At 65.2% G+C, this 25057-nt stretch carries 21 protein-coding genes; 7 read left to right on the top strand and 14 right to left on the bottom strand.

Features of this window, described 5'->3' with window-relative positions; genetic code table 11:
• Positions 1 to 30: 30 nt before the first annotated feature.
• Together B0E46_RS16520 and B0E46_RS16515 are read right to left on the bottom strand one after the other, a co-directional pair.
• Positions 31 to 1290, bottom strand: coding sequence for an SGNH/GDSL hydrolase family protein (locus B0E46_RS16520; RefSeq protein ID WP_217316366.1), 1260 nt, complete (start codon positions 1288 to 1290; stop codon positions 31 to 33).
• Between the two features lie 126 nt (positions 1291 to 1416).
• A complete protein-coding gene (locus tag B0E46_RS16515; protein WP_077556811.1) occupies positions 1417 to 2127 on the bottom strand; it encodes a hypothetical protein in 711 nt (236 codons plus the stop codon).
• Between the two features lie 218 nt (positions 2128 to 2345).
• On the opposite strand from B0E46_RS16515, the gene B0E46_RS16510 reads away from it, so the two are divergent.
• Positions 2346 to 3050 (top strand): SDR family NAD(P)-dependent oxidoreductase, encoded by a 705-nt coding sequence (locus tag B0E46_RS16510; protein ID WP_077556810.1) that lies wholly within the window; start codon positions 2346 to 2348, stop codon positions 3048 to 3050.
• 58 nt (positions 3051 to 3108) lie between these two features.
• Here the strand turns inward: B0E46_RS16510 and B0E46_RS16505 are convergent, their stop codons facing one another.
• Positions 3109 to 4473: a D-serine ammonia-lyase gene (locus B0E46_RS16505; protein ID WP_077556809.1), complete on the bottom strand. Its 1365-nt coding sequence runs from the start codon at positions 4471 to 4473 to the stop codon at positions 3109 to 3111.
• A 175-nt stretch (positions 4474 to 4648) separates the two neighbouring features.
• Complete coding sequence (locus B0E46_RS16500) at positions 4649 to 5467, bottom strand: MarC family protein (protein WP_217316365.1); 819 nt, start codon at positions 5465 to 5467, stop codon at positions 4649 to 4651.
• Between the two features lie 41 nt (positions 5468 to 5508).
• Here B0E46_RS16500 and B0E46_RS16495 point away from each other — a divergent pair, with 41 nt between their 5' ends.
• Both B0E46_RS16495 and B0E46_RS16490 read left to right on the top strand, forming a co-directional pair.
• Positions 5509 to 7455, top strand: a complete 1947-nt coding sequence (locus tag B0E46_RS16495) for a CocE/NonD family hydrolase (RefSeq protein ID WP_077556807.1) — start codon at positions 5509 to 5511, stop codon at positions 7453 to 7455.
• Between the two features lie 100 nt (positions 7456 to 7555).
• The gene (locus B0E46_RS16490) at positions 7556 to 10624 is read left to right on the top strand and encodes a diguanylate cyclase (protein WP_077556806.1); all 3069 of its coding nucleotides are present in this window, start codon (positions 7556 to 7558) and stop codon (positions 10622 to 10624) included.
• A 112-nt stretch (positions 10625 to 10736) separates the two neighbouring features.
• Here the strand turns inward: B0E46_RS16490 and B0E46_RS16485 are convergent, their stop codons facing one another.
• The gene (locus tag B0E46_RS16485; RefSeq protein ID WP_343124475.1) at positions 10737 to 11645 is read right to left on the bottom strand and encodes a thiol:disulfide interchange protein DsbA/DsbL; all 909 of its coding nucleotides are present in this window, start codon (positions 11643 to 11645) and stop codon (positions 10737 to 10739) included.
• Between B0E46_RS16485 and B0E46_RS16480 the strand changes: the two genes are divergently transcribed.
• The gene (locus B0E46_RS16480; RefSeq protein WP_077556804.1) at positions 11595 to 12350 is read left to right on the top strand and encodes a M90 family metallopeptidase; all 756 of its coding nucleotides are present in this window, start codon (positions 11595 to 11597) and stop codon (positions 12348 to 12350) included. The genes B0E46_RS16485 and B0E46_RS16480 overlap by 51 nt on opposite strands.
• 141 nt (positions 12351 to 12491) lie before the next feature.
• On the opposite strand, the gene B0E46_RS16475 is transcribed toward B0E46_RS16480, so the two are convergent.
• On the bottom strand, positions 12492 to 13628 hold the full coding sequence (locus B0E46_RS16475) for an SRPBCC domain-containing protein (RefSeq protein WP_077556803.1): 1137 nt from the start codon (positions 13626 to 13628) through the stop codon (positions 12492 to 12494).
• Positions 13625 to 14050 carry a metalloregulator ArsR/SmtB family transcription factor gene (locus tag B0E46_RS16470; RefSeq protein ID WP_254425189.1) on the bottom strand — a complete coding sequence of 142 codons (426 nt, stop codon included), beginning with the start codon at positions 14048 to 14050 and terminating at the stop codon, positions 13625 to 13627. Before B0E46_RS16470 ends, B0E46_RS16475 begins: the two co-directional genes overlap by 4 nt.
• Before the next feature lie 365 nt (positions 14051 to 14415).
• On the opposite strand from B0E46_RS16470, the gene B0E46_RS16465 reads away from it, so the two are divergent.
• On the top strand, positions 14416 to 15384 hold the full coding sequence (locus B0E46_RS16465; protein WP_254425188.1) for a hypothetical protein: 969 nt from the start codon (positions 14416 to 14418) through the stop codon (positions 15382 to 15384).
• A gap of 46 nt (positions 15385 to 15430) precedes the next feature.
• Here B0E46_RS16465 and B0E46_RS16460 read toward each other — a convergent pair whose 3' ends face one another.
• The 3 genes from B0E46_RS16460 to B0E46_RS16450 form a co-directional block, all read right to left on the bottom strand.
• Positions 15431 to 15991 carry a hypothetical protein gene (locus B0E46_RS16460; protein WP_077556801.1) on the bottom strand — a complete coding sequence of 187 codons (561 nt, stop codon included), beginning with the start codon at positions 15989 to 15991 and terminating at the stop codon, positions 15431 to 15433.
• Positions 15992 to 16133: 142 nt separating this feature from the next.
• On the bottom strand, positions 16134 to 16802 hold the full coding sequence (locus B0E46_RS16455; RefSeq protein ID WP_139350594.1) for a hypothetical protein: 669 nt from the start codon (positions 16800 to 16802) through the stop codon (positions 16134 to 16136).
• A gap of 270 nt (positions 16803 to 17072) precedes the next feature.
• Complete coding sequence (locus B0E46_RS16450; protein ID WP_168171236.1) at positions 17073 to 18020, bottom strand: RDD family protein; 948 nt, start codon at positions 18018 to 18020, stop codon at positions 17073 to 17075.
• Positions 18021 to 18457: 437 nt separating this feature from the next.
• On the opposite strand from B0E46_RS16450, the gene B0E46_RS16445 reads away from it, so the two are divergent.
• On the top strand, positions 18458 to 20788 hold the full coding sequence (locus B0E46_RS16445; RefSeq protein ID WP_077556798.1) for an isoamylase: 2331 nt from the start codon (positions 18458 to 18460) through the stop codon (positions 20786 to 20788).
• An 81-nt stretch (positions 20789 to 20869) separates the two neighbouring features.
• On the opposite strand, the gene B0E46_RS16440 is transcribed toward B0E46_RS16445, so the two are convergent.
• The 3 genes from B0E46_RS16440 to B0E46_RS16430 form a co-directional block, all read right to left on the bottom strand.
• Complete coding sequence (locus B0E46_RS16440) at positions 20870 to 22135, bottom strand: HAMP domain-containing histidine kinase (RefSeq protein ID WP_077556797.1); 1266 nt, start codon at positions 22133 to 22135, stop codon at positions 20870 to 20872.
• Positions 22132 to 22830, bottom strand: a complete 699-nt coding sequence (locus B0E46_RS16435) for a response regulator transcription factor (protein WP_077556944.1) — start codon at positions 22828 to 22830, stop codon at positions 22132 to 22134. Before B0E46_RS16435 ends, B0E46_RS16440 begins: the two co-directional genes overlap by 4 nt.
• A gap of 67 nt (positions 22831 to 22897) precedes the next feature.
• A complete protein-coding gene (locus B0E46_RS16430) occupies positions 22898 to 23470 on the bottom strand; it encodes a periplasmic heavy metal sensor (RefSeq protein ID WP_077556796.1) in 573 nt (190 codons plus the stop codon).
• A gap of 267 nt (positions 23471 to 23737) precedes the next feature.
• Between B0E46_RS16430 and B0E46_RS16425 the strand changes: the two genes are divergently transcribed.
• Positions 23738 to 24478 (top strand): hypothetical protein, encoded by a 741-nt coding sequence (locus B0E46_RS16425; RefSeq protein WP_139350593.1) that lies wholly within the window; start codon positions 23738 to 23740, stop codon positions 24476 to 24478.
• Between the two features lie 189 nt (positions 24479 to 24667).
• On the opposite strand, the gene B0E46_RS16420 is transcribed toward B0E46_RS16425, so the two are convergent.
• Positions 24668 to 24931 (bottom strand): hypothetical protein, encoded by a 264-nt coding sequence (locus B0E46_RS16420; protein WP_077556794.1) that lies wholly within the window; start codon positions 24929 to 24931, stop codon positions 24668 to 24670.
• Positions 24932 to 25057 lie beyond the last annotated feature (126 nt).

Genomic DNA, 25057 nt, shown 5'->3' with positions numbered 1-25057 from the left:
CGCTCGAGCCAGATCCGCGTGGTTTGCCGATTACATGTGCGACTTGGCTCTGGCCGAGCCGGAAGCCAATGTATCGAGCGTCGCCAGGGAGAGTGCCGAGGCCACGGCGCGATAGCCTGCATCGTTGGGGTGCAGGTGGTCGCCGCTGTCGTACGCCGGCAGCAGCCGTGCGGGATGCGACGGGTCGCGCAAAATCTGATCGAAGTCGAGCACAGCGTCGAATTCGCCGCCATGACGTATCCACGCGTTGACCTGTTGGCGAATCACATCCTTCGCGGGCGTTGAATAGCCTGGAATGGCGGCGTTTTCAAAGGGCGGTATGGTGGTTCCGACAATGCCCAGGCCATGTCGGTGAGCCAGCGTGACAAGCCGCCGATAGCCGGTGATCAGATCATGGGCATCCACGGGCTCGCCTGGCGGCGCCAACCCGTGCAAGAAGCCAAGGTCGTTGCTGCCGATACGCACGATGACGACCTTCGCGCCGGCCTGATCGAGCGCATCGCGGGTGAAGCGCGCAAGCCCTGCTTCGCCCAGCGCCGTACCGAACGTGCTGCCACCCGGGCTGCCATGCAAAAGGCGGTTGCCGATAAGGCCTGCGTTGAGCACGGCCACGTTCCGACCGGCTTGCTGCAGGCGCGCGGCCAAGACATCCGGCCAGCGTCGGTTGGCATCGGCGGTGGAACCATCGCCGTCCACGGTGGAGTCGCCGAAGGCGACCACGGCGAAGCTGGGCGGCGTGGCCGCTACATCCACACCCGAGACAAACGGCCACATATCGATGCGTCGAGCGACCGGAAAGCGTACGGCCGCCGTGGCATCACCTGGACGCGATAGGTAGCTGGTCTGCTGAGCGAGAATGTGCACGGTCGTGGCAGCGACGCCCCCAGGCAGATACAGGCTCACCGACAGATCTGCCAGAGCAGGTATCTCCAGGCGTGCGGGATCGCTCAGCACCGTTGCATGCGCCGGTACCACGATGGATGCGCGTCCGCCAAACGTCAGCGCGCGATCGCTGGCCGGCTCGATATCCGCACCGCTCGCGCGACGCGCGATGTGCGCAGCGCCGATCGTCAGCGGCGCATCGCCGTAGAGGTTCGACAAGCGGATACGAACTTGCGACCCGCCTGCGCTGACATGCACGATCAGGCGCAGGCTTTGGGCGCGGTAGTGATCGACCGAACCCGGCAAGGGCGGCTGCGGGGCAGCGATCCATGTGCTTACCCAATCCGTCCCCGACCGGGCGGCATTCGCGTCGACCGTGCCCACCGGCAGGCAGACCACCGGCAGCACCAGCGCAAGTCGCTTCAGCACATGCAACACCCGGCGACAGGAGGCTCCACCTTGTTTCATCTGCGACAGCTCCTTCAGCCGGGCCAGTTGGCGGCATCCATTTTTGCTCCATTGCTTCTCCGCTTGCTACATCGCCGGCGCAGGCGTTCCATCGGACCACTTGCCGGCCGGAACCATGAACACCTTGATGTTCTCGGGGACCTGAAACTGCGGGTTCAGCATGACCGGAGAGCCCGGCAAGTCGGCACCCCAATCCGCTTCGAGCGGCATGTAAAACATCAGGTGCGGCATCCAGTGCCCCGCGGAATCATTCAGGTAGCCCTGTTTCGACATCATGTAGCACATCGCGCCAGGTTCCAGGCGCGGCAACTGTTTGCTGGCGAGTGCGGCCTTGATGCCTTCCATGATTTGATCCCTGGATTGTCCGGCGAGAGCCAGCTCGGTCCTCTTGTAGGTTATCGGCAGGATCGAGCGTGCCGCCTGCGGGTTGAAGCACGTGGGCCCGCGCAATCCGGGATTCCAGAATTCCGGGAAATCGAACTGCGCCGACCAGGACCGGTCGACCATGCATACAAAGCCGTTGCTGCCTTCGACCGCGGTGACGTAGCCATGCGGCCCGAGCACCAGGATCGTGGCCTCCCCCGAAATGGCCTTGGGCGCCGCGCTGCGTGCCAGCGCGATTTCCGCATCGCGGTCCGCCATCAGGTATTGGGATACGGGCGCCATGGCCGGATACGCATGTTGCGGGTTTTGAGCTGCCGAACATTCGGCAACGGCTATGGCCAAAAGCATGCTTAGCGTCACGCCAAGCTTCAAGCAACCGGCATCTTGCTTCATCGCACTCTCCCGATCGGATCGCGTAGGCATCATGAAGATCTGAGTGTTTCCGGATCGAACCCCGATGGCGCCCAAGCCAAGGGCGCCAGTGAGCGAACCTCCTCAACGACGAACGAGAGGGAGGGAAATCGACATTCCGTCGGGGATACTGTCTTTCCTGTTTCGGACAGCCGCGGCATGCTGTCCTTCATTGCATACGTCGACAAAGGCCATGGCAGATGCCAGCTCTCTCCTCCGACAAGAAACTCCTGCTCATTGGCGCCTCCCGCGGCCTGGGCTTCGCCCTGGCGCAGGAGTACCTCAAGCGTGGCTGGAATGTGGTCGCCACCGAACGTGGCGCAAGCACATCCAGACTGCACAACCTCATGGAGGCTCGCGATGGGCGGCTTGAGATCGAGACCGTCGACATCGTCCAGCCGGACCAGGTGACCGCGCTGCGCGCGCGGCTGGCATCGAGAAAGTTCGACATGCTGTTCGTCAATGCCGGCGTCAAGAATGCCGATCATGAAACGATCGCGGATGTGTCGACCGACGAGTTCGTGCGCGTGATGGTCACGAATGCCTTGAGTCCGATGCGCGTCATCGAAGTCCTGCAGGATCTCGTACTGGCCGATGGCACGATCGGCATCATGTCCTCCGGGCAGGGCAGTGTTGCCAACAACGAGAACGGGCACCACGAGGTGTATCGCGCCAGCAAGGCGGCGCTCAACATGTTCATGCGCAGCTTCGCCGCGCGCCACGCCGGCGAGGCGAGAACACTGCTGCTGATGGCTCCGGGCTGGGTGCGGACCGACCTGGGCGGTCCCGAGGCGCGTTTGAGCATCGAGGAGAGCATCCCGAACCTCGCCAACACCATCGACGCGCAGGCAGGAAAAGCGGGCCTTCAGTATCTTGATTACCTGGGCCGGCGGGTTCCATGGTGAGTGGCGACATGTCGATCGCCACGCGTTGCGGCAGCCGCGCCCCGGGAATCGAGGCATCTCACCCCACGGCCCAATCCTTCGCCAGCAACCGGCGGCCCTTGTCCAGATAGGTTTGCATCTCGTCCGGCGGCACCATGTTGCCACCGGTGGCCCATACCAGGTGGGTGGCCTGCGCCATGGCGTGGCTGTCCAGGCCCGCACGCGCCAGGTAGCCCTGCTGGTCGGCATGGACTCTGCCGATGCCCGGCACGCCGGCGAGCGCAGACGGTTCCAGGCGCACGCCCTCGCTGCGCTCCATCAGCGCCAGCAAGCTGTACATCTCCTCGTCGCTGACGGTGTAGTAGCCATCCACCAGGCGCTGCATGGCCTTCCCGACAAAGCCCGAAGCACGTCCGACCGCCAGTCCATCGGCCGCAGTGACGTTGTCGATGCCGAAGTCCTGCACGCAGACCGCATCGTGCAGCCCGGTATAGACGCCCAGCAGCATGCACGGCGAGTGCGTGGGCTCGGCGAACATGCAGTGCACCGCGTCGCCGTAGACCAGCTTCAAGCCGAAGGCCACGCCACCGGGCGCGCCGCCGATGCCACAGGGCAAATAGACGAACAGTGGATGTTGCGCATCCACGGCGATGTCGGCTTGCGCCAATTGCGTCTGCAGCCGCTCGGCCGCGACCGCGTAGCCCAGGAACAGGTTGACCGAGTTCTCGTCGTCGACGAAGTGGCAGGCGGGATCGAGCCCGGCCTGCTTGCGGCCTTGGGCAATGGCCACGCTGTAATCGGAGGCATGCTCGACGACCGTGACGCCGCGCGAGCGCAGCATGTCCTTCTTCCATTGCCGCGCATCCGCGGACATGTGCACCGTCACCTGAAAACCCAGCGCCGCACCCATGATGCCGATGGACAGGCCAAGGTTGCCGGTCGAGCCGACGGCTATCTTGTATTGGCCAAAGAAGGCGCGGGCCTTGTCGCTGCCCAGCACCGCGTAGTCGTCGTCGAGCCTCAACAGCTTTCCGGCCAGCGCCAGATCCTCGGCATGCTTGAGCACTTCATAGATGCCGCCGCGCGCCTTGATCGAGCCGGAAATAGGCAGGTGGCTGTCCCGCTTGAGCCACAGCGATCCGCCCATGCTCCGGCCGTAGCGCTCGCCAAGCAAGGCATGCAGCTTCGGCAAAGGGCGCACGTCCGACTCGATGATGCCGCCACTGCCTTCCGTCTCCGGAAACGCACGCCTGAGGTAGGACGCAAAACGCGTTAACCGCGCACTGGCATCGGCGACGTCCGCCGCCGTCAATCCCACATCACCGATCGACTCCGCGACCGGAGCCAACGCGGGATGGAACCAGGTGGTCTGCTGCAGCGCGACCAGCTCGCGAATCAACGGATGGCTGGCGCACCAGCTTTCGAGCGTTCTTCCGGAAATCATGAGCGCGCCTCTTTCGAACGATCAAAGCGGTCTGAGACATGGATGTCGGCAACAAAGCGGAACGGCGTCATGGCGAACCGGAGCCCCTGTCCATCCTTTGAACGCATCCGATGTCGGGAGCGTCCCTGATGCCTCGGTTGCTTGTGGCCGGCGTGCCGCCAGGGCGCGGCCCCCACTAGGCAAACAGCGCCCTGGCGCCCGTGACGGCGATCTGCAGGCCCACACAGAAAATGAAGAAGGCGATCAGGCGGTTGAAGATCCGCTCGCCCTGGGAGCCCAGGTAGCGTTCGATGCGCTGGGTGTTCAGAAAGAACACGTACACCAGCACGCACATCAGCACGATCGCCAGCAGGATCGCTCCCATGTTGAACAGCATCTGGCGCAGATCGGCATCCGCGCCGTGCGCGCTCAGGGTGAGCAGCACCGAGATCGTTCCCGCCCCCGTGGTCAGCGGGAAGGTCAGCGGGTAAAACAGCTGGTCGTCGATGCTGCGCGGTTTCGTCCCCTCCACGTCGCCGCCGCCATCGGCGCCCGCATCCTTGTCGGACGAAAGGAATTCCCAACCCATCTTGCAAATCATGATGCCGCCCGCCAGCTGCACCACCGGAATCGACAGCCCGAACAGCTTCAGGATCCACTGCCCTGCAATCAGCGTCACCGTACAGACGCAAAACGCATACAGCGTGATCATGCGCACCGCCTGCCTTTTGCCGGCCCGATCCAGGTGCGCGAAGTAAGGCATCACCACGAAGGCGGTGCCGATCGGATTGACCACCGGAAACAACGCCACCACGCCGATGAAGAGCAAGTGGATGAAAGTGTGCAGCTCGGATGCCATGTTAAGCGCCATTGCTCCAGATGACCCGCTCAAGTGTGCCGGAAGGAAACCCGTATCGCCTGCTGGCGCAGATGATGACTTCTTTGTCCCGGATATGCTCCCGTACAGGCGCGGTTGCAAAATCCCTGCGAACCTTCGCATAGTGGCGAACGGCAACCAACAAGCGCTGCTGACGCTCCCAAGAGGACCCTCTGCCCATGAAAAAAACCGTCCTGGCCACGGCGCTGGTTTCGCTCGCCTGCCTCCTTTCAGTCGCCTCGCCCGCGGCGCCCGCACCGGGCTCCGATGCCGCGAAAGTCACGCCCGACATGATCCAGAGCGCGTCGGACATTCCGGCCGACTGGAAGCAACCGCAGGGCAACTTCGACTACGTCAAGCGCGAGGTCATGATCCCGATGCGCGACGGCGTGAAGCTGCACACCGTGCTGCTGATCCCGAAGGCTGCGCACGGCCTGCCGATGCTGCTCGAGCGCACGCCTTACAACGCCGGCAGCTTCACGCCCAACAGCAGCCCGCACATGGCCGACACCGTGTGGTCGGGCGACAAGGACTGGGCCGACGGCAGCACCATCCTGGTCTGGCAGGACGTGCGCGGCAAATACGGCTCGGAAGGCCAGTACATCATGACGCGCCCGCCGATGGGTCCGCTCAACCCGACCACGACCGACGACACCACCGATGCCTGGGACACCATCGACTGGCTGGTGAAGAACATCAAGGAATCGAACGGCAACGTCGGCATGATCGGTTCGTCCTACGACGGCTGGACGGTTGCCATGGCCTTGCTCCACCCGCACCCCGCGCTGAAGGCCGCGGCGCCGGAGAGCCCGATGATCGACGGCTGGATGGGTGACGACTGGTACCACTACGGTGCCCTGCGCCAGGTGAACCTCGACTACTTCAGCGGCCAGACGAGCAAGAAGGGTGAAGGCGAGAGCATCCCGCGCGAAAACTACGACGACTACACCAACTTCCTCGACGCCGGTTCGGCCGGCGCCTATGCCGAGGCCAACGGCTTCAGGCAGCTGCCCTGGTGGAACCGCTTCTCGGCACACCCCGCCTACGACGCCTTCTGGCAGCTGCAGGCGCTGGACAAGCTGCTCGTCGCGCATCCCTCCGACGTGCCCACCATGTGGCTGCAAGGCCTGTGGGACCAGGAAGACATCTACGGCGCCGTGCATGCCTGGGAAGCGCTCAAGCAGGCCGGGCACGGCGCCAACAACCACCTCGTGATGGGCCCCTGGTGGCACAGCCAGATCAACCGCGACGGCTGGAACATCGGACCGCTCAAGTGGCCGGGCAACACCACTGCGCAATTCCGCCAGAACGTGATGATCCCGTGGTTCAACCACTACCTGCGCGGCACGCCGCTGCCCAAGCCGCTGCCCGAGGCGATGATCTACAACCCGGTCGAGCAGCACTGGGACGGCTTCGCCGACTGGAAGGTGGCCAGCGCTCAGCAGCTCACCCCGCTCTACCTGCAGGCCGACATGGGCCTGGGCTTCGGGCAGCCGAACGGCGGCAGCGACAGCTACGTCGCCGACCCGGCCAAGCCGGTGCCCTACCTGCCGCGGCCGATCCCGACCCAGAACGAGGACCGCTGGCGCACCTGGCTGGTCCACGACCAGCGCTTCGTGGCGGACCGCCCCGACGTGCTGAGCTACACCACGCCGGTGCTGAGCAAGACCGTGCGGCTCGAAGGCGCACCGATCGCCGACCTCTTCGCCAGCACCACCGGCACCGACGGCGACTTCGTGGTCAAGCTGATCGACGTCTATCCCGGTACCGATCCGACCGATCCCGCGATGGGCGGCTACGAGCTGCCGGTCTCCCTCGACATCTTCCGCGGGCGCTATCGCAAGAGCTTCGCCGACCCCTCGCCGATCCCGGCGAACCAGGTGCAGGAATACAAGTTCCGCCTGCCCACGGTGAACTACGAGTTCAAGCCCGGCCACCGGATCATGGTGCAGATCCAGTCCAGCCTGTTCCCGCTCTACGACCGCAACCCGCAGACCTGGGTGCCCAACATCCTGTTCGCCAAACCGTCGGATTACCGCAAGGCGACGGTGACGATCGAGCATGGGCCGGACGGGCGCAGCGCCGTGCTGCTGCCGGTGGTGACGGGCATGACTGCCGGCGATTGAGCCGGGCTCCGGCCGGCAACGAAAACCCGCCGACAAACCGGAAAGCCCGCGTCCCGCCCGCGTTCGACTGCCTCGCGTGATGCGGCATACTGCGATGCAGATGAAATCCCACATCCTGCCCGCCATGCAGGCGCTCATCCTGCTGCTCTGTGTCGCCATGCCGGTCATGGCCGGCGTGAACCCGTCTGCCGTGCTGGTGCATCCGCTGGATCTGCAGGACATCGGCGCACCGGTGTTCACCAACTTCTCGCCGCGCGATGGCCTGCCCGACACGGTGACGGTGGCCATCCGCACCGACCGCGACGGTTTCGTGTGGGCCGCCTCGCCTGCCGGCGTGTTCCGCTACGACGGGCGCCACTGGGTGGGCAGCGACGATCCCGCGATGGCGCATTGGGTCGACAGCCTGTGGGTGGATCGGCAAGGCACGCTGTGGGCGGCGTTCCGCAGCGACGGACTGGCCCGCTACGACGGCACGCGCTGGCATGTCGAAAACCGCCGCACCGGCCTGCCCTCGCAGCAGGTGCGGCGCTTCGCCGAAACCGTCGATGGCAGCGGCGCATCGACGCTGTGGGCGTTGACCTGGGACCGCGGGCTGATGGTCCGCCGCGGCGGTCGCTGGCAGGCCGATCCGGACAATGCCGACCTGCCCCCCGATTCGATCCTGAGCATGGCGCAGACCGGAAACCTGGATGGCCGGCGCCGGCAATGGGTCGGCACGGGCACCTCGGGGCTCTGGTACCGCGACGAAGGCACCCACGGCTGGCACAAGTGGCAGAACCCGCTGCTGGATACCGCGCAGGTGGAATACCTGCTGGACACCACGCGTCACGGACGCGAGGCATTGTGGCTGTCGGTGTTCGGCGTGGGCCTGTGCCGGCTGGATGCCGACGGGCTGCACTGCCTGACCCGGAAAAATGACGGCCTGCCGACCCTGGAGATCTACGACATCGCGGCGACGCCACTGCCCGATGGCGACGCGGCGCTCTGGGTGTCCTCGCGCGCCGGCCTGATCCGCGTGCACGACGGCCATGTGCAAGTGTTCGACCGCCGCCACGGGCTGCCCTCGAACGCGGTGCGTGGGCTCAATGCCTGGCGCAGTCCCGGCGGCAACGAGGTGATCTGGCTGGCCACCGAATCCGGCGTGTCGCGCACGGTGCTCGGGGCCAGCGCGTGGTCCACGGCGTCGTTGCTGGGCAGCGGTTCGATCGGCGTGTTCGGCGTGCTGATGGAACCCGATGGCCATGGCGGCGAACGCCTGTGGGTGGGCGCGAGCGATGACGGCATCGGCCTGTTCGAAGACGGGCACTGGCGCCAGTTCACCGCCGCCCACGGCGACCTGCCGGCACCGAGCGTGAGCATGCTCGCGGTGACCACCGGCGCGGATGGCGCACGCACGCGCTGGGCCGGCCTGCGCGGCGGCGAACTGCTGCGCATCGGCGACGGACCGGTCTTCCAGCGCCAGCCCACGCCATGGCCGAAGAGCAACGGCGAAGCGGTACTCGATACGCTGGCACGCGCCGACGCGGGTCACCAGGAGCAGTGGTTCGCCTTGCGCCAGTCCGGCATCTACCGGCTTCGCGACGGGCAGTGGAAGGCGTTCAGTGCCGACGGCGTTCGCGGCCAGTGGCGGGTGGTCAAGCTGCTGGAGCAGACCACCGGCGATGGGCGATCCTGGCTGTGGGCCACCACCAACGAGGGCTTGGCGCGGTTCGATGGCACACGCTGGACGCTGCTCGGCCACGCAGCAGGATTGCCGGACACGAACCTGATCGGACTGAACCTGATCCGCGACGCGGCGGGCCATCCGGTGCTGTGGCTGGGCACGTCCAGCGCCGGCATCACCCGCGTGGACGTGCGCGACCCGCAGCATCCGGTGGTGCTGCCCGACACCCTGCCGCGCGCTCCCGACCCCACCGCCTACAGCGCGCTGGCGGACTCGACCGGGCGCATCTACATATGCACCAACAACGGCGTGCAGCAGCTGACACCGACCGCCGCAGGCTATCGCGAGCAGGTGTTCACGCGCCGCGACGGCATGCTCAACGACGAGTGCAATACCGATTCGCAGTTGATCGACTCGCAGGATCGCTTCTGGACCGGCACGCTGAGCGGGCTGGTGGTCTACGACCCGCACCGCGAGGTCAGCGATACCCAACCCAAGCCATTGCGGATCACCAGCCTGCAGGTCGATGGCCAGTCGATGCCGGGGCCGGCCGTGCACCTGCCGGCGGGGGCGAAGACGGTGAAGGTCGGCTTCGCGCTGCTGTCGTGGTATCGCGAAGGCGAATCGCGCTTCCGCACCCAGTTGCTGGGCTTCGACGCCAAGCCCAGCCCGTGGACGGCCGAAGACTCGCGCACGTTCAGCACGCTGCCGCCGGGCAGCTACTCCTTGCGCGTCGAAGCGCGCGACCACGCCGGCAACGCCAGCGACGCCATCATGGTGCCGATCACCGTCGATGCGCAGTGGTGGCAGCTCCTGTCGGTCCGCATCGCGGCCGTACTCGGGCTGCTGGTGCTCGGCTACGGCGTCGCCCTGCTGCGCACCCGCACGCTGCGCGCGCAGCGGCGCGCACTGGAACGGCGCGTGGACGAGCGCACCGCCGAACTCCACGCCGCCAACGCGCGCCTGCTGGAGCTGTCGTACCACGATGCGCTGACCGGCCTGGCCAACCGCCGTCGCCTGCTCGAGCAACTCGAACAGCCGGGCAATGCCCATGCCCCGACCACCTCGACCGCGCTGATCTTCGTGGACGTCGACTACTTCAAGGATTACAACGACCGCTTCGGCCACCCCGCCGGCGACGAAGCGCTGCGCGGCGTGGCGGCGACGCTGCTGCGGTGCGCCCCGGACGATGCCCTGGTGGCACGCTACGGCGGCGAGGAATTCGCCTGCCTGCTGCCCGGCACCGACACCGCGCAGGCGATGCGGCTGGCTGCGCGCATCTGCGTCGACATGGCCGAACGCGAGATCCCCGTCCCCGGCACCGACCAGATCGAACGCGTGACCCTCAGCGCCGGCGTCGCCAGCGCCCCGCTGGCCAGCGTCGACGATGCCTACCGCCTGCTGCGCGAGGCGGACAAGGCGCTGTACCGCGCCAAGCTCGACGGACGCAACCGCGTGCGCGGACCGGACGGCGCAACAACCGACGATCGCCTCACGTCGGCCTAAGCAATCCCACCGAAGCGGGCCGGAGTGAGCTGGCCTGTTTTCCATTGGGCGCAAGCAAACCGGACTACGTGTTGAATATCCGCCTGCAGCGCGAACACCGGGTGACCGCCGGTCAGTGCCTGTCCCTGGATTTCTCATCCAGCTCGCGCTGCGCCAGCCACCTGGCCAGATCGGCAAGCTGCTGGAAGCTCGTCACATGGTTACTGCGGTACTTGCCATCCACCACGATCGTCGGCGTGCCTTCCACGTCCCATCTCTTGATCAGTTCGGCATCGCTCCCGATCTGTTCGGTCACCTGCGGCGAGCTGGCGATGCGCAGAAACTCGTTCCGATCGACGCCGTTGCGCGCATAGAAATCCGCGATCTCATCCATGCTGTTGATCGGGTACCGGTCCTGGAACTTCGCCTTGAAGAAAGCCAGGTGCGTGCGCTCGGCGACACCCATGATCCTGGCGGCGTAGAACGCGCGCGCATAGTTGACCCAACCTGCGTTGAAGGGTGAGGGCACCAGTTTGAAAACCGCACCCGCGGGCAGCGACTCGGCCAGCTGTTCGGCCAGTGGCGAGAAATCGGCGCAATGGACGCAGCCGTACGAGAACACCTCCACCACTTCGACCCTGCCCTTGTCGCTGTGCCGCTGGTGCGGCGCCGGCAGCGTCACATACTGATCGCCATCGGTATAAGGCGCCGGCGCCGCGGCCTTTTTATGCGCATTCGCCGCACTGCACGCGCTGGCCATCAACAAACCGCAAAGCAGCAAGGCGGCGCGATGTCGGGTGGTCATGAGCATGGGATCGTTCCTGCGTGGTGACGGCTGTTGCGAGCCGCCGGTGATCGAAAACAAACCTCTTATAGCCGCAAAACGCCCGCTCCGAAACGGGGCCGGGCAGCCGCGCTCGTGCCCTCCTTCTTGAGAAAGCGCACGGCGCCCTGATGTTTTCAAGCCTGCGACTTCCTCCGGCGTGTGGCCATGTTCGACAAAATAAGAAACTGGCGCATACGCCGCATCGTCGCCCGGCACCCGATCGCCGAGCCGCTCTGGCGGGACGCGCTGCAACGCTGTGCCCCGGCGCGCCGGCTGGGCGCTTCCGACCAGGCCACGCTGCGCGTGCTGGCCACGCTGTTCCTGGAGAGCAAGTCGCTGGAGCCGACCAACGGCTTGCATCTCGATGACGCCGATCGTGTCCTGCTCGCGGCCCATGCCTGCCTGCCCATCCTGAAACTCGGCCTCGACTGGTACGACGGCTGGCACAGCGTCATCGTCTATCCGGACGCGTTCGTTCCACACCGTCCAAAAATCGACGCCGCAGGCGTGGTTCACCAGACCAGCACCGTGATGGCCGGCGAGGCATGGGGGCGCGGCCCGGTGATCCTGTCGTGGGCGGAGGTGTTGAACGGCGGAAAGCAACCCGGGCACAACGTGGTCATCCATGAAATGGCCCACAAGCTCGACATGCTCAACGGCGACGCCAACGGCTTTCCGCCCTTGCACCGGCGCATGGACCGCCGCGTGTGGTCGCGGGTCTTCTCGAGCGCGTGGGATCGCCTGCAGCAGGATCAACGCAACGGGGTCGAGCTGCCGATCAACCCGTATGCCCTCGAAAGCCCGGCCGAGTTCTTTGCGGTGGCCAGCGAGCAATTCTTCGAGGCACCGGCAAGCTTGCGCCAGCATCTGCCGGACGTCTATCGGCAGCTTGAGCAGTTTTACCGGCAGCACCCGTTCTGAGCACCCGGTGCTCGACCATGCGCCGGAAGACCGAAGTCACTGGATTCCTGCTTGGCCAGCCTTCGGCTGTTGAAAGCCGAAGGGCTGACCAAGGACAGGGTTCCGTGCCCAGGCCAGCGCCATTAACCGCTGACGCTTCGCCTACGCCGCACTCGCCTTGCGCAGCGGCGTCACGCTGGATGCGTGGCCCTTGCCTGCAAGATCCGGCTCGGCGGCAATGAAGCTGGGCCGTGCCTGCATCACCGCCTGCGCACGTTGCACGTTGGGATACCTGGCGAGCAGCGCCGGGCCTTCCGGCATCTTCGACAACGTGTAAAGCAACGGCGCGGCGAGGTAGTCGGCGATGCACGGCGCGTTGCCCACCAGGAAGTCGCGCTGGCCGTAGCCGGCGTCCAGCGTGGCCAGTACACGCTCGATATCGGGCAAGGCGGCGTCGATGATCGCGCGGTTCGGCTGCCCGCCCGCTCCCGACGGGAACATGTATTGCAATGCGCAGCGCCTAACGATGGCGTCGTAACCGTAGTCGTCCATCGCGCTGTACCACTGTTCGGCGCGGGCGCGGGAAGTGACGCCGCCCGTGGGGATCAGGCTCGGCCCATCGAAGGCCTCGTCGATGTAGCGCAGGATCGCGCGCGTTTCGTAGAACTGCAGCGGGCCGTCGTGCAGCGCGGGAATGCGGCCGAACGGATGGATGGCATCGACTTCGGGTGCGTGCGGCGGCAACGGCTTCAGCGTGTACGCCACGCCCTTCTCCGCCAGCGCCATGCGGATGGCGCGCGTATAGGGACTGATCGGGCTGCCCACCAGCACCACGTTCCCTGCACTGCCGTCGGGGTCGAGGTGGTCCACCAGCCGGTTGAAGACCGAGCTCCAGCCCTGGTGGTGATCGTCGCGCACCGCCGCATCGGGGAAGCCGGTATGGCGCATGTGGAGTTGCGTGCCACCGTCTTTCTCGGTCAGCGTGATCTCGATGAGCGTGGTACGCGCCGCCATGTCGCCTTCGCCGTCCCAGATCCAGGTATAGGCGAGAAACGCGGGACGCTCGATCACCTGGTAGATGCCGCTCGTGCCGTGCACGGTGCCGTCCCTGGTCACCATGGTGATGCGATAGCGGCCGCCGACACGCGCGTCGGCACTGACCTCGCCGACATGGAGGCCGCGCGGGCAATGCCAGGCGGCCATGGCGGCCTCGTCGGTGAAGGCCTCGAAGACCTTCTCGCGCGGTGCGCGGATGAAGCGGGTCATTTCCAGTTCGAAGCTTGCAGCTTGGGTACTCATGGCTTTTTCCTCGGTGCACGCGGTGCGCTTCTGGCAGGCTTCGCTGCCTTGGCGCGATGGGTTCGCTCGACAAATTCGACCAGTCGATCCAGGTTGCCCTCCCAGTGACGGCGATACGCTTCCAGCCAATCGTGCGCATCGTGCATGGGTTCGGGCCGCAGACGGCAAATACGCCAGCGGGCATCCACTTCCCGCGCGATCAAGCCCGCGCCTTCCAGCACCCGCAGGTGCTTGGAGATGGCTGGCGCGGACATCTCGAACGGCTCGCCCAACTCACCCACCGTGGCCTCGCCCCTGGCCAGACGGGTCAGGATGGCGCGGCGCGTGGGATCGGCCAGCGCAGCGAAGGTGATCGATAGCGGGTCTTCGGTATTTGCCATGCCATCAATTAACCACTTGGTTAATCGACAGTCAAGTGCCATGGCAGGGCGACTTCGTGAAGCCATGTGGCTGCTCGCACTCTCCATCGCCGAGCTGGCGCGGCGACCGGGCCTTCGGCCGCCACACACCGGGCGGCCGAGGTACGCGGACACCAAGCCAGAGGCGATTCGACTTGCTCCGTCCGGCTTGCGGTTTCCTGCTTGGGCCCTCCATCCAGGGAACCCTGCACGAAAGAACCTGTCTACCGGGACTGGTCGGAACACGCGCTGGCGGCATGCGCAGGTTTTGTGTGGGTCGTTGGCTCGAATAAGGCAGTGTCATCGAACGTTCCGGGCAAGTCCGACATCCACAGGGGCGGGACCGTGCGCGCGGCCTGGCACGACTCGACAGCGAAACGCGCGGGATCTTGCGGCGCAGGCGCTGGCAACAGCCGTCGCTGACACGCCCGGCGCAGGCGTTCGCGCTGGCCTTGGTCCTGGTGCTGCACGCGCTGTTCGCGCTGGCGCTGTGGTACGAGATGCGGCTCCAGCCGCCGCATCTGGCGGTGGCGCATGACGACATCGATCAGGTGCTGACCGTGCGCCTGATCGATCATTCCAGCAAGCCGCGCGCGGCACCGCCGCTTGAGGCACCCGCGCTGCCCGAGCCGGCACTATCGCGGCAGGCAGCGCCTCCACGCGCTCGCCCCGCGACGCACGAGAAGTCAACGCGTGACGCGATGGTCGTACAGGAGCATGCCGCGACCCCTGCGCCGGCAACCTCGGCGACCACGCTGGCCGCCGCCGCTTTCTCGGTGCGGCTGCCGCCCACGACGGAGACCTATGCCAGCACAAGCGCCAAGGCCCAACCGGCCAAGCCCGCGGACGATCGTCGGATCATGCAGCACGACAGCAACCGCATGCAGTACAAGGCCACCCGCTTCGAAAAATATTTCCCGCCACCGAACGAGACGGCCGGTGGCGCACTGGGTCGCCATATAGGCGATGCGATCAAGGCGATCGCCAAAAGCGCCTGCGACCCCACCAAGAAAAGCACGGCCACCAACTTGCTGTGCAGCGCGCCTCCCCTGCCGCCGTCGCCCAAGGATCGCGACGAGCGCCTCAACCTGCCGCCGCCACCGCTGGCCGACGATCCGCATCCGCCCGAGCTGCCGCCGCTGTCCAGCTGCATCGCCGAATACCAGGCAGACAAGCCGCTGTCCGACGGCTGCCCGGTCAACACGCCCGAGCTGGCCTTCAAGGCCGAGATGCGCGAATGCATCGATCTGTTCCGTGCAGGCAAGCGCCTCAAGACATGGTGCCCGCTCGATACGCCCAAGCGCGCAGCGGCCGAGTCGTCGGCGCCAGCGGCTTCATCGAGTGTGAGTTTGCACTGAGCCCTGTATCTCTAGCTTCCTTCGTTCCGGTTTCGGCCGTTTTGCACTAGCTATTCGTGGCCATGCGTTCGAGCTCAAATTGCCGCTGTGCGAGCAGATTCCTCTTCGCAAGCACCAACAGCGCCTTCGACGGTGCGGCTCTCTCGGACCTGCTTGCGATGGCCAGAAGGTTCCGCACGATCTGGTAGGGCGTGATGAGAATCCCAGCCGGGATCCCCCACCATCCCAGCCCAATGCAGAATCCAAGTGCGTTCCAGTTCTCACGCACGCCACACTTCCTGCAGCAGGCTACACGCTTGGTTTGCCATTTCGTGAGGACCAACGCCGACCAGACCCAATACGATTCGCGCACCTCGATGCCGGATTCCCTGCCATGGCAACGCGGACATGGGCCGCGCTTGATCGCCTGTGCATATTGGGCGACCTCATGTTCCGGAATATCGGGCCGTAGCCTATTCAAAGGTTCCGCTGGTACACCACGCTCGTGGAGAACCTGATGGATCGCATCCTTGGCCTCATCCGCCAGCTCACGCGTCGCAAGTCTGTCCAGCAATGTGGCGGTTTCCACATCCCTGAAGCGAGCGATAAAGTCCTGTCGCGAATACATCCCTTCCCCCAGCTTGTTGAATACCCGACCTCAGCTATTGAAGCAGGACATCATCTGCTCCGACACGAATCGGGGAATGGCTTCTGCGCCTTTATTGACCCGGGCGGCGAAATGGCATTCCCTCTTTTTGCCTACAATCAGGCTAAAGAATCACGCAGCCGTTGCATCTTGATGTCTTTGCCGCCTTGCCACCCGTCTTGTACATGAATGAAATCTTGTTGCACATGGTAGGCGCATCGTACCAATAAGCATCCGTGGCCTCGACGATGGTGGACTTGCCCACATCGTCGCCTGGCTTACCCAACCGCTTCCCTGCCATTGCCCACTTGCGCATCTTTGCCTGCCAATACTGTGGGTATTCCTGCGCCGGACATGCGAGGTTGGCCCACGGATCGCAAATATAGGCGCCATCGTGCCAGTCGCCGAAACTGATGGGATATACCCCATTAACCGGAAGCGGCTGTCCAATTGAAATGAAAGCATGATCCCCCGGCGAAGCGAAAATCACATAGTCGAACGAGGACGCCTCGGCGCTCTCGAGCAGGTATGCGTAAGCGATGGCCGCCAGCTCACCACAATTCCCTGCCTGAACTTCCATGGCACGTTGAGCGTAGCGAACGATGTCATCGACCGTGGCTCCAAGCTTGGGTGCCTCCCTTTCAATCGAGCCCCTATAAAGCGATGCCTCGTAGCGCCGCTTGAAGCTGGCCGGCGCATCTTTCTCGTTGAAAAACTTGTTGGCGGTCTTGTAGGCGCCTGTTTTCGCGCGCGCATACCGCATGGCATTTTCCGCTGCAGTTTGATTGCTCATACATGGATCCATTTCTCGAAAAGAATGGAACAAAAATGCTCAAACCAATTTATGCGCAGCTCGCCGCAGCGCTTCACATGGACGACCTGCCGACCCTTCAGCTCGATCTCGCCATCGTGGTCACTGGCCAACGACGTGCCTTGAAACGTGTTGACGCCGACCGTCGTGCCCCTTGCGGCCTCGATCGAGCACGCCGTAGCACATCGAATCTTGCCGGATCTTGCCGCGCTGGATCATGGCCGGGCTGCGCCTCGCCGAGAGATCGCCGACTTACAGCAGCTCACCCGGCTTGAACGAATACCCATGCTTCTTCCAACCCGACGCGATGCCCAAGTCGTAACCGTAGACCAGAGTCACCACCACGACATCCTCGTTGGCGATATCCGGATCGGCTTTCGCCATCAGCTGTGCGATGTGTCTGGCCATGCCACCGTCTTCTGTCATCGGGGCATCCAGCCGCAGCGACGACTGCAGGTAGTGCGTGGTATTGCCGCCATTGATGGACGACCACCCGCGCACGACCTGCGCCGTCATCACGTGCGGCTGGGTCGACAGCGTCTGGTACAGCGGCAGGATGCCCGCGAAAGTCCGGGTCTGCGCGAACCGACTCGCCACCGCAGGCGCGCTCAGGGCGATCACCGCGAGCACGGCCACCACGACGAGATGCCCGCGCCACATGATCGGGAACGGCACCGGCTGCGCCGCACGATCGAAGCGCTCCACGTACGAGCCCACCGCCAGGTCGTGCAGGGACTGCCGCGTGCGGCGATTGAAGATATAGAGGTAGACGATGGCGAACATGCCGCCGAATACGACCAGGGCTAGCAGGTAACCAAGCGGGCTCGACATCGCCAGCTTGGGATCAAGCGGCAAACCATTCGCAAAAAACGGAACTCCCAGCACGACGTAGCGCAGCAGCGAGCGCGGCAATGACAGCAACTGGTCGTGGGCATCGACGACACGTACACCCAGCCAGCGCTTGCCCAGCGTCTGTCCGCCGCCGATGCGGCTGTTGCAGATGCCGAAATACGCCAGCGCGATCGCGAAGCCGATCAGCTTCGCATAGACGCCCATGCGCGCGAACGTATCGAAAAGCAGCGTGCCCAGGATCAGGCCGGCGATGCCGAGCAGAACCAGGTCGATCGCGAAAGCGCCCAAGCGGCGCCAGAAGCCGGCAATTTTCCGATCCGGCCCACCTTCCCTATGCCATGTGTCCATGTACTTCCCCCTGAAGTCGGCACATCTTGCCGCAGGAATCATCGCGGGGCGAGGTGCGCTGCGGCAAATGCCATCGTCCGAGCAAAGGCCTCCGCAAGCAAAAGGGCAGATCACTCGCCTCGTGCTGCCTGCAGGCCATGGCATTCATGTCCCCTGCCGACGCATGCCGCGCGCATGCGGCCACACATTCCGTGCATCGCATTCCAATGAATACGTATGCATCCGCTGGTTGCTGCATTGCGATGCTTCCTACCATGCGATGCACACACCGCCGCATCGCCATAGTGCGCTCAGAGACACGCCATGCATCGCGGCATCGAACATCACCACGGCAACCGCAGGTCGTCAGGGCGCCCCTGACCGTTCCAGGAATCGCACGCAATCACGTCGCTCTGTTGCACCTGATCATCAACGAAACAGGATGGAGGCAGACCCGAATGAAATGTCCGAAGATCCTCGCCGTGTGGCTGGCGATCGCCAGCCTCGCCGTCGCCCCGATCATGCCTGCCCATGCGGCGATCAACAGCATGAGCCTCGGCGCGAGCTACAACGCCCAGAAAACCAGCATCACCTTCCGCGTGTATTCGTCCCAGGCCACCCGCATGGTGCTGTACCTGTATGCGAGCGGTTACGGCGCGCAGGATTCCGCGACCTATGTGCTGAGCCCGGCAGGCAGCGGCGTCTGGGCGGTGACGGTGCCGGTGTCCTCGATCCAGGCCGCCGGCATTACCGGGGCGGTGTATTACGGCTATCGCGCCTGGGGCCCGAACTGGCCGTACAACGCGAGCTGGGGCAAAGGCTCGGCGGCGGGCTTCATCTCGGACGTCGATGCCAGCGGCAACCGCTTCAACCCGAACAAGCTGCTGCTGGACCCCTACGCGCAGGAGATGAGCCAGGACCCGCTCAACGCATCGAACCAGAACGCCGATGTGTTCGCCTCCGGCGCCAGCTACCGGACCATCGACAGCGGCACCTACGCACCGAAGGGCATCGTGCTGTCGCCCAGCGGGCAAAGCACCGGCACCAAGCCGACGCGTGCGCAGAAGGACGACGTGATCTATGAAGTGAATGTGCGCGGCCTGACCAAGCAGGACCCGAGCATTCCCACGCAGTACCAGGGCACCTATTACGGCGCCGGACTCAAGGCGAGCTACCTGGCCAGTCTCGGCGTTACCGCGGTCGAGTTCCTGCCGGTGCAGGAAACCCAGAACGACGCGAACGACGTCGTGCCCAATTCGGATGCGAACCAGAACTACTGGGGCTACATGACCGAAGACTACTTCGCGCCGGATCGCCACTACGCCTACAACAAGGCCGCCGGCGGCCCGACCGCCGAGTTCCAGGCGATGGTGCAGGCGTTCCACAACGCCGGCATCAAGGTCTACATGGACGTGGTCTACAACCACACCGGCGAAGGCGGCACCTGGACCAGCAACGATCCCACCACCGCGACCATCTACTCCTGGCGCGGCCTGGACAACACCACGTATTACGAACTCACCTCGGGCAACCAGTACTACTACGACAACACCGGCGTCGGCGGCAACTTCAACACCTACAACACGGTCGCGCAGAACCTGATCGTCGATTCGCTCGCCTACTGGACCAACACCATGGGCGTCGACGGCTTCCGCTTCGACCTCGCCTCGGTGCTCGGCAACAGCTGCCTCAATGGCAGCTACCAATCGGCCGCGCCAAACTGCCCGAACGGCGGATACAACTTCGACGCCGCGGATTCGAACGTGGCGATCAACCGCATCCTGAAGGAGTTCACCGTGCGTCCGGCTGCCGGCGGCAGCGGGCTGGACCTGTTTGCCGAACCCTGGGCGATCGGTGGCAATTCGTACCAGCTGGGCGGGTTCCCGAAAGGCTGGTCCGAATGGAACGGTGCCTTCCGCGACAGCCTGCGCCAGGCGCAGAACGAGCTGGGCAACATGACCATCTACATCACCCAGGATGCGAACGATTTCTCCGGCTCCTCCAACCTGTTCCAGGCCAGCGGCCGTTCGCCGTGGAACTCCACCAACTTCATCGACGTGCATGACGGCATGACACTGAAGGACGTCTATTCCTGCAACGGCTCCAGCAACAGCCAGGCATGGCCGTACGGACCGTCCGACGGCGGCACCAGCACCAACTACAGCTGGGACCAGGGCATGTCGGCCGGTACGGGAACGGCCTACGACCAGCGCCGCGCCGCGCGCACCGGCATGGCCTTCGAAATGCTGTCGGCCGGCACGCCGCTGATGCAGGGCGGCGACGAATACCTGCGCTCGCTTCAATGCAACAACAACGCCTACAACCTCGACTCGACCGCCAACTGGCTCAACTACAGCTGGAGTACCGACCAGTCGAACTTCTACAACTTCGCCCAGCGGTTGATCGCCTTCCGCAAGGCGCATCCGGCGCTGCGCCCCGCCACCTGGTACAGCGCCAGCCAGGTCGTGTGGTACCAGCCCAGTGGTGCGGTCGCCACCAGCAGCTACTGGAACAACACCAGCAACTACGCGCTCGCCTATACCGTCAATGGGTCTTCGTTCGGCGACGCCAACTCGATGTACATCGCCTATAACGGCTGGTCCGGCAGCGTCAATTTCACCTTGCCGGCACCGCCCACCGGCACCAACTGGTACCGCGTGACCGACACCTGCAACTGGAACGACGGCGCCAACACCTTCGTCACCCCGGGCAACGAAGCCTATATCGGTGGTGCGGGTACCAATTACAGCCAGTGCGGGCAATCGCTGTTGCTGTTGATCTCGAAGTAGTTCGCTGAAAGGGAACTTGTCGCGAGCACCTTCCCCTCACCTTCCCTCTCCCCCGACGGGGGGAGGGCAAGGGCCATAAGTTCAGATCACCGCGCTCGGTGCAGGCAAGCTCAGTTCGAATACGCAGCCACCGCCCACCCGCGGCAGGCAACGCACGCTGCCGTGGTGGCGGTCGGCGATCTGCCTGACCAGGGCCAGCCCCAGTCCCCAGCCGCTGCCGGTTTCCGCGGTGTTGGCGGGGCGGTAGAACGGTTCGAAGATGCGTTCGCGCTCGGCTTCGGCGATGCCCGGCCCACGATCGTTGACTTGCAGGATGCGTTGACCGTGATCGTCGATGCCCAAGTGGGCATCCACGCCCTGGCCGCCGTATTTCAGTGCGTTTTCGAGCAGGTTGCGGATCAGCCGGCGCAACAGCCGTCCGTCGCCGCGGACCTCCGCGGGGACGACCTCGAACGCGATGTCGAGCCGCGAGCTCTCTTCCGCCACCAGCGCGGCCAGATCCACCGGGTCCTGCGGCGGCGCGCTCGTGACGGTATCCAGTTTGCTGGACAGCATGATCTCCTCGATCTGCTCGCCGATCTCCGCGCAGTCCTGGCGCATGCCATGCAGCAACTTGGCGCGCGGTGCCGTCTCGTACAGTTCCAGCGCCAGCCGCACGCGCGCCAGCGGCGAGCGCAGCTCGTGCGAGGCGTTGGCCAGCATGCGGCTGTGCGCCTCAAGCAGTTTCGCGACGCGGTCGGCCATGCCGTTGAAACTCGCCGCCAGGCTCGACACTTCGTCCCGGCCGGATACCGGGGCGCGCACGCTCAAGTCGCCACCGCCGAAACGATCGACATCGCTGGCGAGCGCCTCGAGCCGTCGGGTCAGTCGGCGCACCACCGGGTAGGTGCCCAGCGCGACGGCCAGCGCAATCAAGCCGATCAGGGCGAGCCCACCCAGATGCATTTGCAACGAGTCCGTATGGGTGCGAGCGACGACCACGCGGCCATCGTCCAGCTTGATCAGCTGGGCCACGAACATGCCGTGACCCGGCTTGCTCTGCGCGATCACGGCGGGGCTGCCGATCCCGGCCTGATTGCCTGCGCTCGCCAGGCGGACGCCCTGCCGGTCATACAGCGCCAACCCTTCGATCGGCGGCACCACCAGCCGGGCCAGCGCGGCATGCAACTCCACGGCATCGCCACCTGGCGGCAACGCCTGGCTGACCAGCGCCCCCATGAAGCGGTCGTGATCCGTGTTGGTCGCGCGCTCGGCGGTGAATTGCCACAACACCGCGAACAGGATGACGACCACCACCAGCGAGGCCAGCGTGGTCAGGTAGATGCGTACGTACAGGCGCTGGATCACAGCGGCGCCCCGTCGTCCTGCACGCGGGTGAACAAATAGCCGACCCCACGCAGGGTGAGGATGCGCTTGGGCTGCTTGGGCTGATCCTCGATCGCGGCGCGGATATTGGAGATGTGCACGTCGATGGTGCGGTCGAACGCATCCATCGCGCGCCCCGCCACGCAATCGAGCAGCTGGTTACGGCTGACCACGCGGCCGGCGCGTTCGGCCAGCGCCAGCAGGATGTCGAACTGGTAGCTGGTGAGGTTGCGGCACTGCCCATCCAGGCGTACCTGGCGCGCTTCGCGGTCGATCTCCAGCCGACCGAAGCGCAGGATCGGATTGACCAGCGCGGACCCGCGACGCAGCACCGTGCGCAGCCGCGCCAGCAGCTCGCGCGGGTCGAACGGTTTGGGCAGGTAGTCGTCCGCACCCAGTTCGAGACCGACCACGCGGTCGGTGGCTTCGCCGCGCGCGGTGAGCATGATGATCGGCACGCCGGTGGATTCGCGCAGCCGGGTGCACACGTCCAGGCCGCTCGCATCGGGCAGCATCAGGTCGAGGATGATCGCGTCGGGCGGCGCGCGCCGCTGCTCGGCCAGCGCGGCGCTGGCGGTGTGCCGCGAGGTTACCTGGTAGCCGCTCTGCGACAGGTATTGCTCCAGCATCCCGCACAGGCGCTCGTCGTCGTCGATGATCAGGATGCGTTGGGACACGGCTCGGCTCACTGGATGGCGGAGGCAGCTGCCGTGCTTGGCGGCAGCTGCGTGCATGGGGCGACCATCACATGGCGTGATGCTGCGCCATGTGCGAGTCCATCATCTGGTCGATCTCGGCGCCCAGTTTCACACGTTGCGCCGGTGTCAGGATGTGCGCGACGGCCACCGCGGTGTCCGACAGGCGGCGGCTGGCCGACAGTGCCAGGCGATCCTGCTCGGTGCGCAGCGTCGCGATGGCCGCATCGTCGATCGGGTCGGCCGCGAGCAGCGCCTTCAGGTGGCCGAAGGAAGCGTGGTAGCTCTCCATGTCGGCGTGTTCGGCGGTGATCGCCTGCTTCATGAGGGCGTGGATCTGCTGCTTCTGCGCAGTGCTGGCGCCGGCCTCGGTCAACACCTTGTCGAAATGGGCGTGCAGTTCCTCGTGCGACTGGGCGCCGCCATGCATCCGCTGGAAGACCGAGCCGCCAGCGCCGGTAGTTGCACCGACCGCACGCGCCGAGCTCGCCACGGTCAGGTACACGGCGGTCGAGCCGACGGCGAGTGCAGCCGTCAGCACAAAGCTGCGCAACAGCGTGGCCTTCCAGTGGCGGACGCGGGATGGCATGGGGATCAATGCAGTGGTTGTCGTGTTTTTCATGGCTGGCACCTGTACCTGGCGTGGGGGGTGGAATCGCCGCGACCCTCGGATCCGCGGACAGGTACAGCGTGGCCGGCGCGTGTTCAGGCCGGACAAGCGCCTTGTAAAGTTTTATTTAGAGGCACTGCGGCAGCATCGCGACCCGTGCCGTTGGCGCGGGCGGTTTGCAAATCTTTACCTGCCCCCGACATTGCCCAAAAACGCTGCCGCTAGCGTGTCGGCCAGCATGGCGATCCCCGCCATGCACCGCCGAAAGGAATGACTGCGATGCTCCACGATGCCGCCACACCGACCGACCCGACCATGCAGCGCACCCGCAGCGCAGGTATCGCCATAGCGACCGCCGCCATCGTCTCGACGATCTTCGTCGCGCTCGATCGCAGCGGTGGCGGCAACAGCCAGCTGGAGGTTCTGCAGGGCATCGCCCGGCTGCAGGGATTGAAGGAACTGGTGCATGCCGTGGCCATCGCCAGCGTGTGCGCCTTCGCGTTCGGCTATGCCACGCTGGCACGGCGACTGGGGCTGCAGCGGCCACTGGTGCTGGCGGGCCTGACCACCTACCTGATCGGCTGCATCGCCATGATCGGCGCGACGATCACGGACGGCTTCGTGACCACGCATATCGCGATGGATGCGATCACCGGCACGCCCGAGCGCGTCGCCTTTGCCTACAACCTGATCCGCTATGCCGGCGTGGCGCTCAACGACATGGCGAGGCTGGGCTGGCTGCTGCAGGCCGTCGGCACGCTGGCCTGGTCGGCGGCACTGGTGCAGCAGCGCGGGTTCCATCGCACGGCCGGTGTGGTCGGCGTGCTGTCGAGCCTGCTGGTCATCGTCCTGATCGCCGGCTCGGCGACGTACATGACCATGACTTCCCTGCTCAGCGTGCTGGTGGCGCAACTGGCCTGGAATGTCGCGGCGGCTGTGCTGCTCGTGCGCAAGCCGGTCAACGCCGAACCGTTCTTGCGGCAAGCAGACGGCGATGCTGCCATGCCGGCCATGACCTGAGCCGATGACGCAAAGCTCGACGGTGATGATGCCTCAATGAAAAGCCCGCCTGTCGGCGGGCTTTTCATGCAGCACAGGGCACGGGCCTGCTCGTCATCATCTGTATCATCTGTGCGTTGTCCAAGCGGCTTCGGCGATGTGATGTTCCGCCATCCGCCGGACGGCTGCAGATGTCGATGCCATGTTTGATCAAAGCATGTCGGAGCCCGTTCCCCCGGCCTGCGCCGCGTTCTGCGCGAGCTCCCTGATCCTGAGAACACGCAACAGTTCGGACTTCTTGAGTCCCTCGCGCGCCTCCTTGATCACCTCGTGGGCCAGATTCTGGCTGGTGTGATGTCGCTTCGCGTCGATCGCGGCATCCAGCCGTTGCTGGGCTGCCTTGATCGCCTTGTCGGCGCGGTAGAGCGGAGCGTGCGGGTTCGTGGTCAGCGGTGGGTCGTAGCTTTTGGTCATGGCGTTTCTTCGTGATCGGGACGGCACGATAGCCCGGTTGTCCCCGCTGCGCCCGTGTACCGTCGCGACCGGCATGGGCCAACACCCCAAGCGGGGGATCGCTCGATCATGATCGGCGCGATGGCC

It is taken from the genome of Rhodanobacter sp. B04 (genome assembly GCF_002001125.1).
GTDB lineage: Bacteria > Pseudomonadota > Gammaproteobacteria > Xanthomonadales > Rhodanobacteraceae > Rhodanobacter.
Note: the sequence above shows the minus strand (reverse complement) of the source record. Positions and strands in the feature narration are given on the sequence as shown.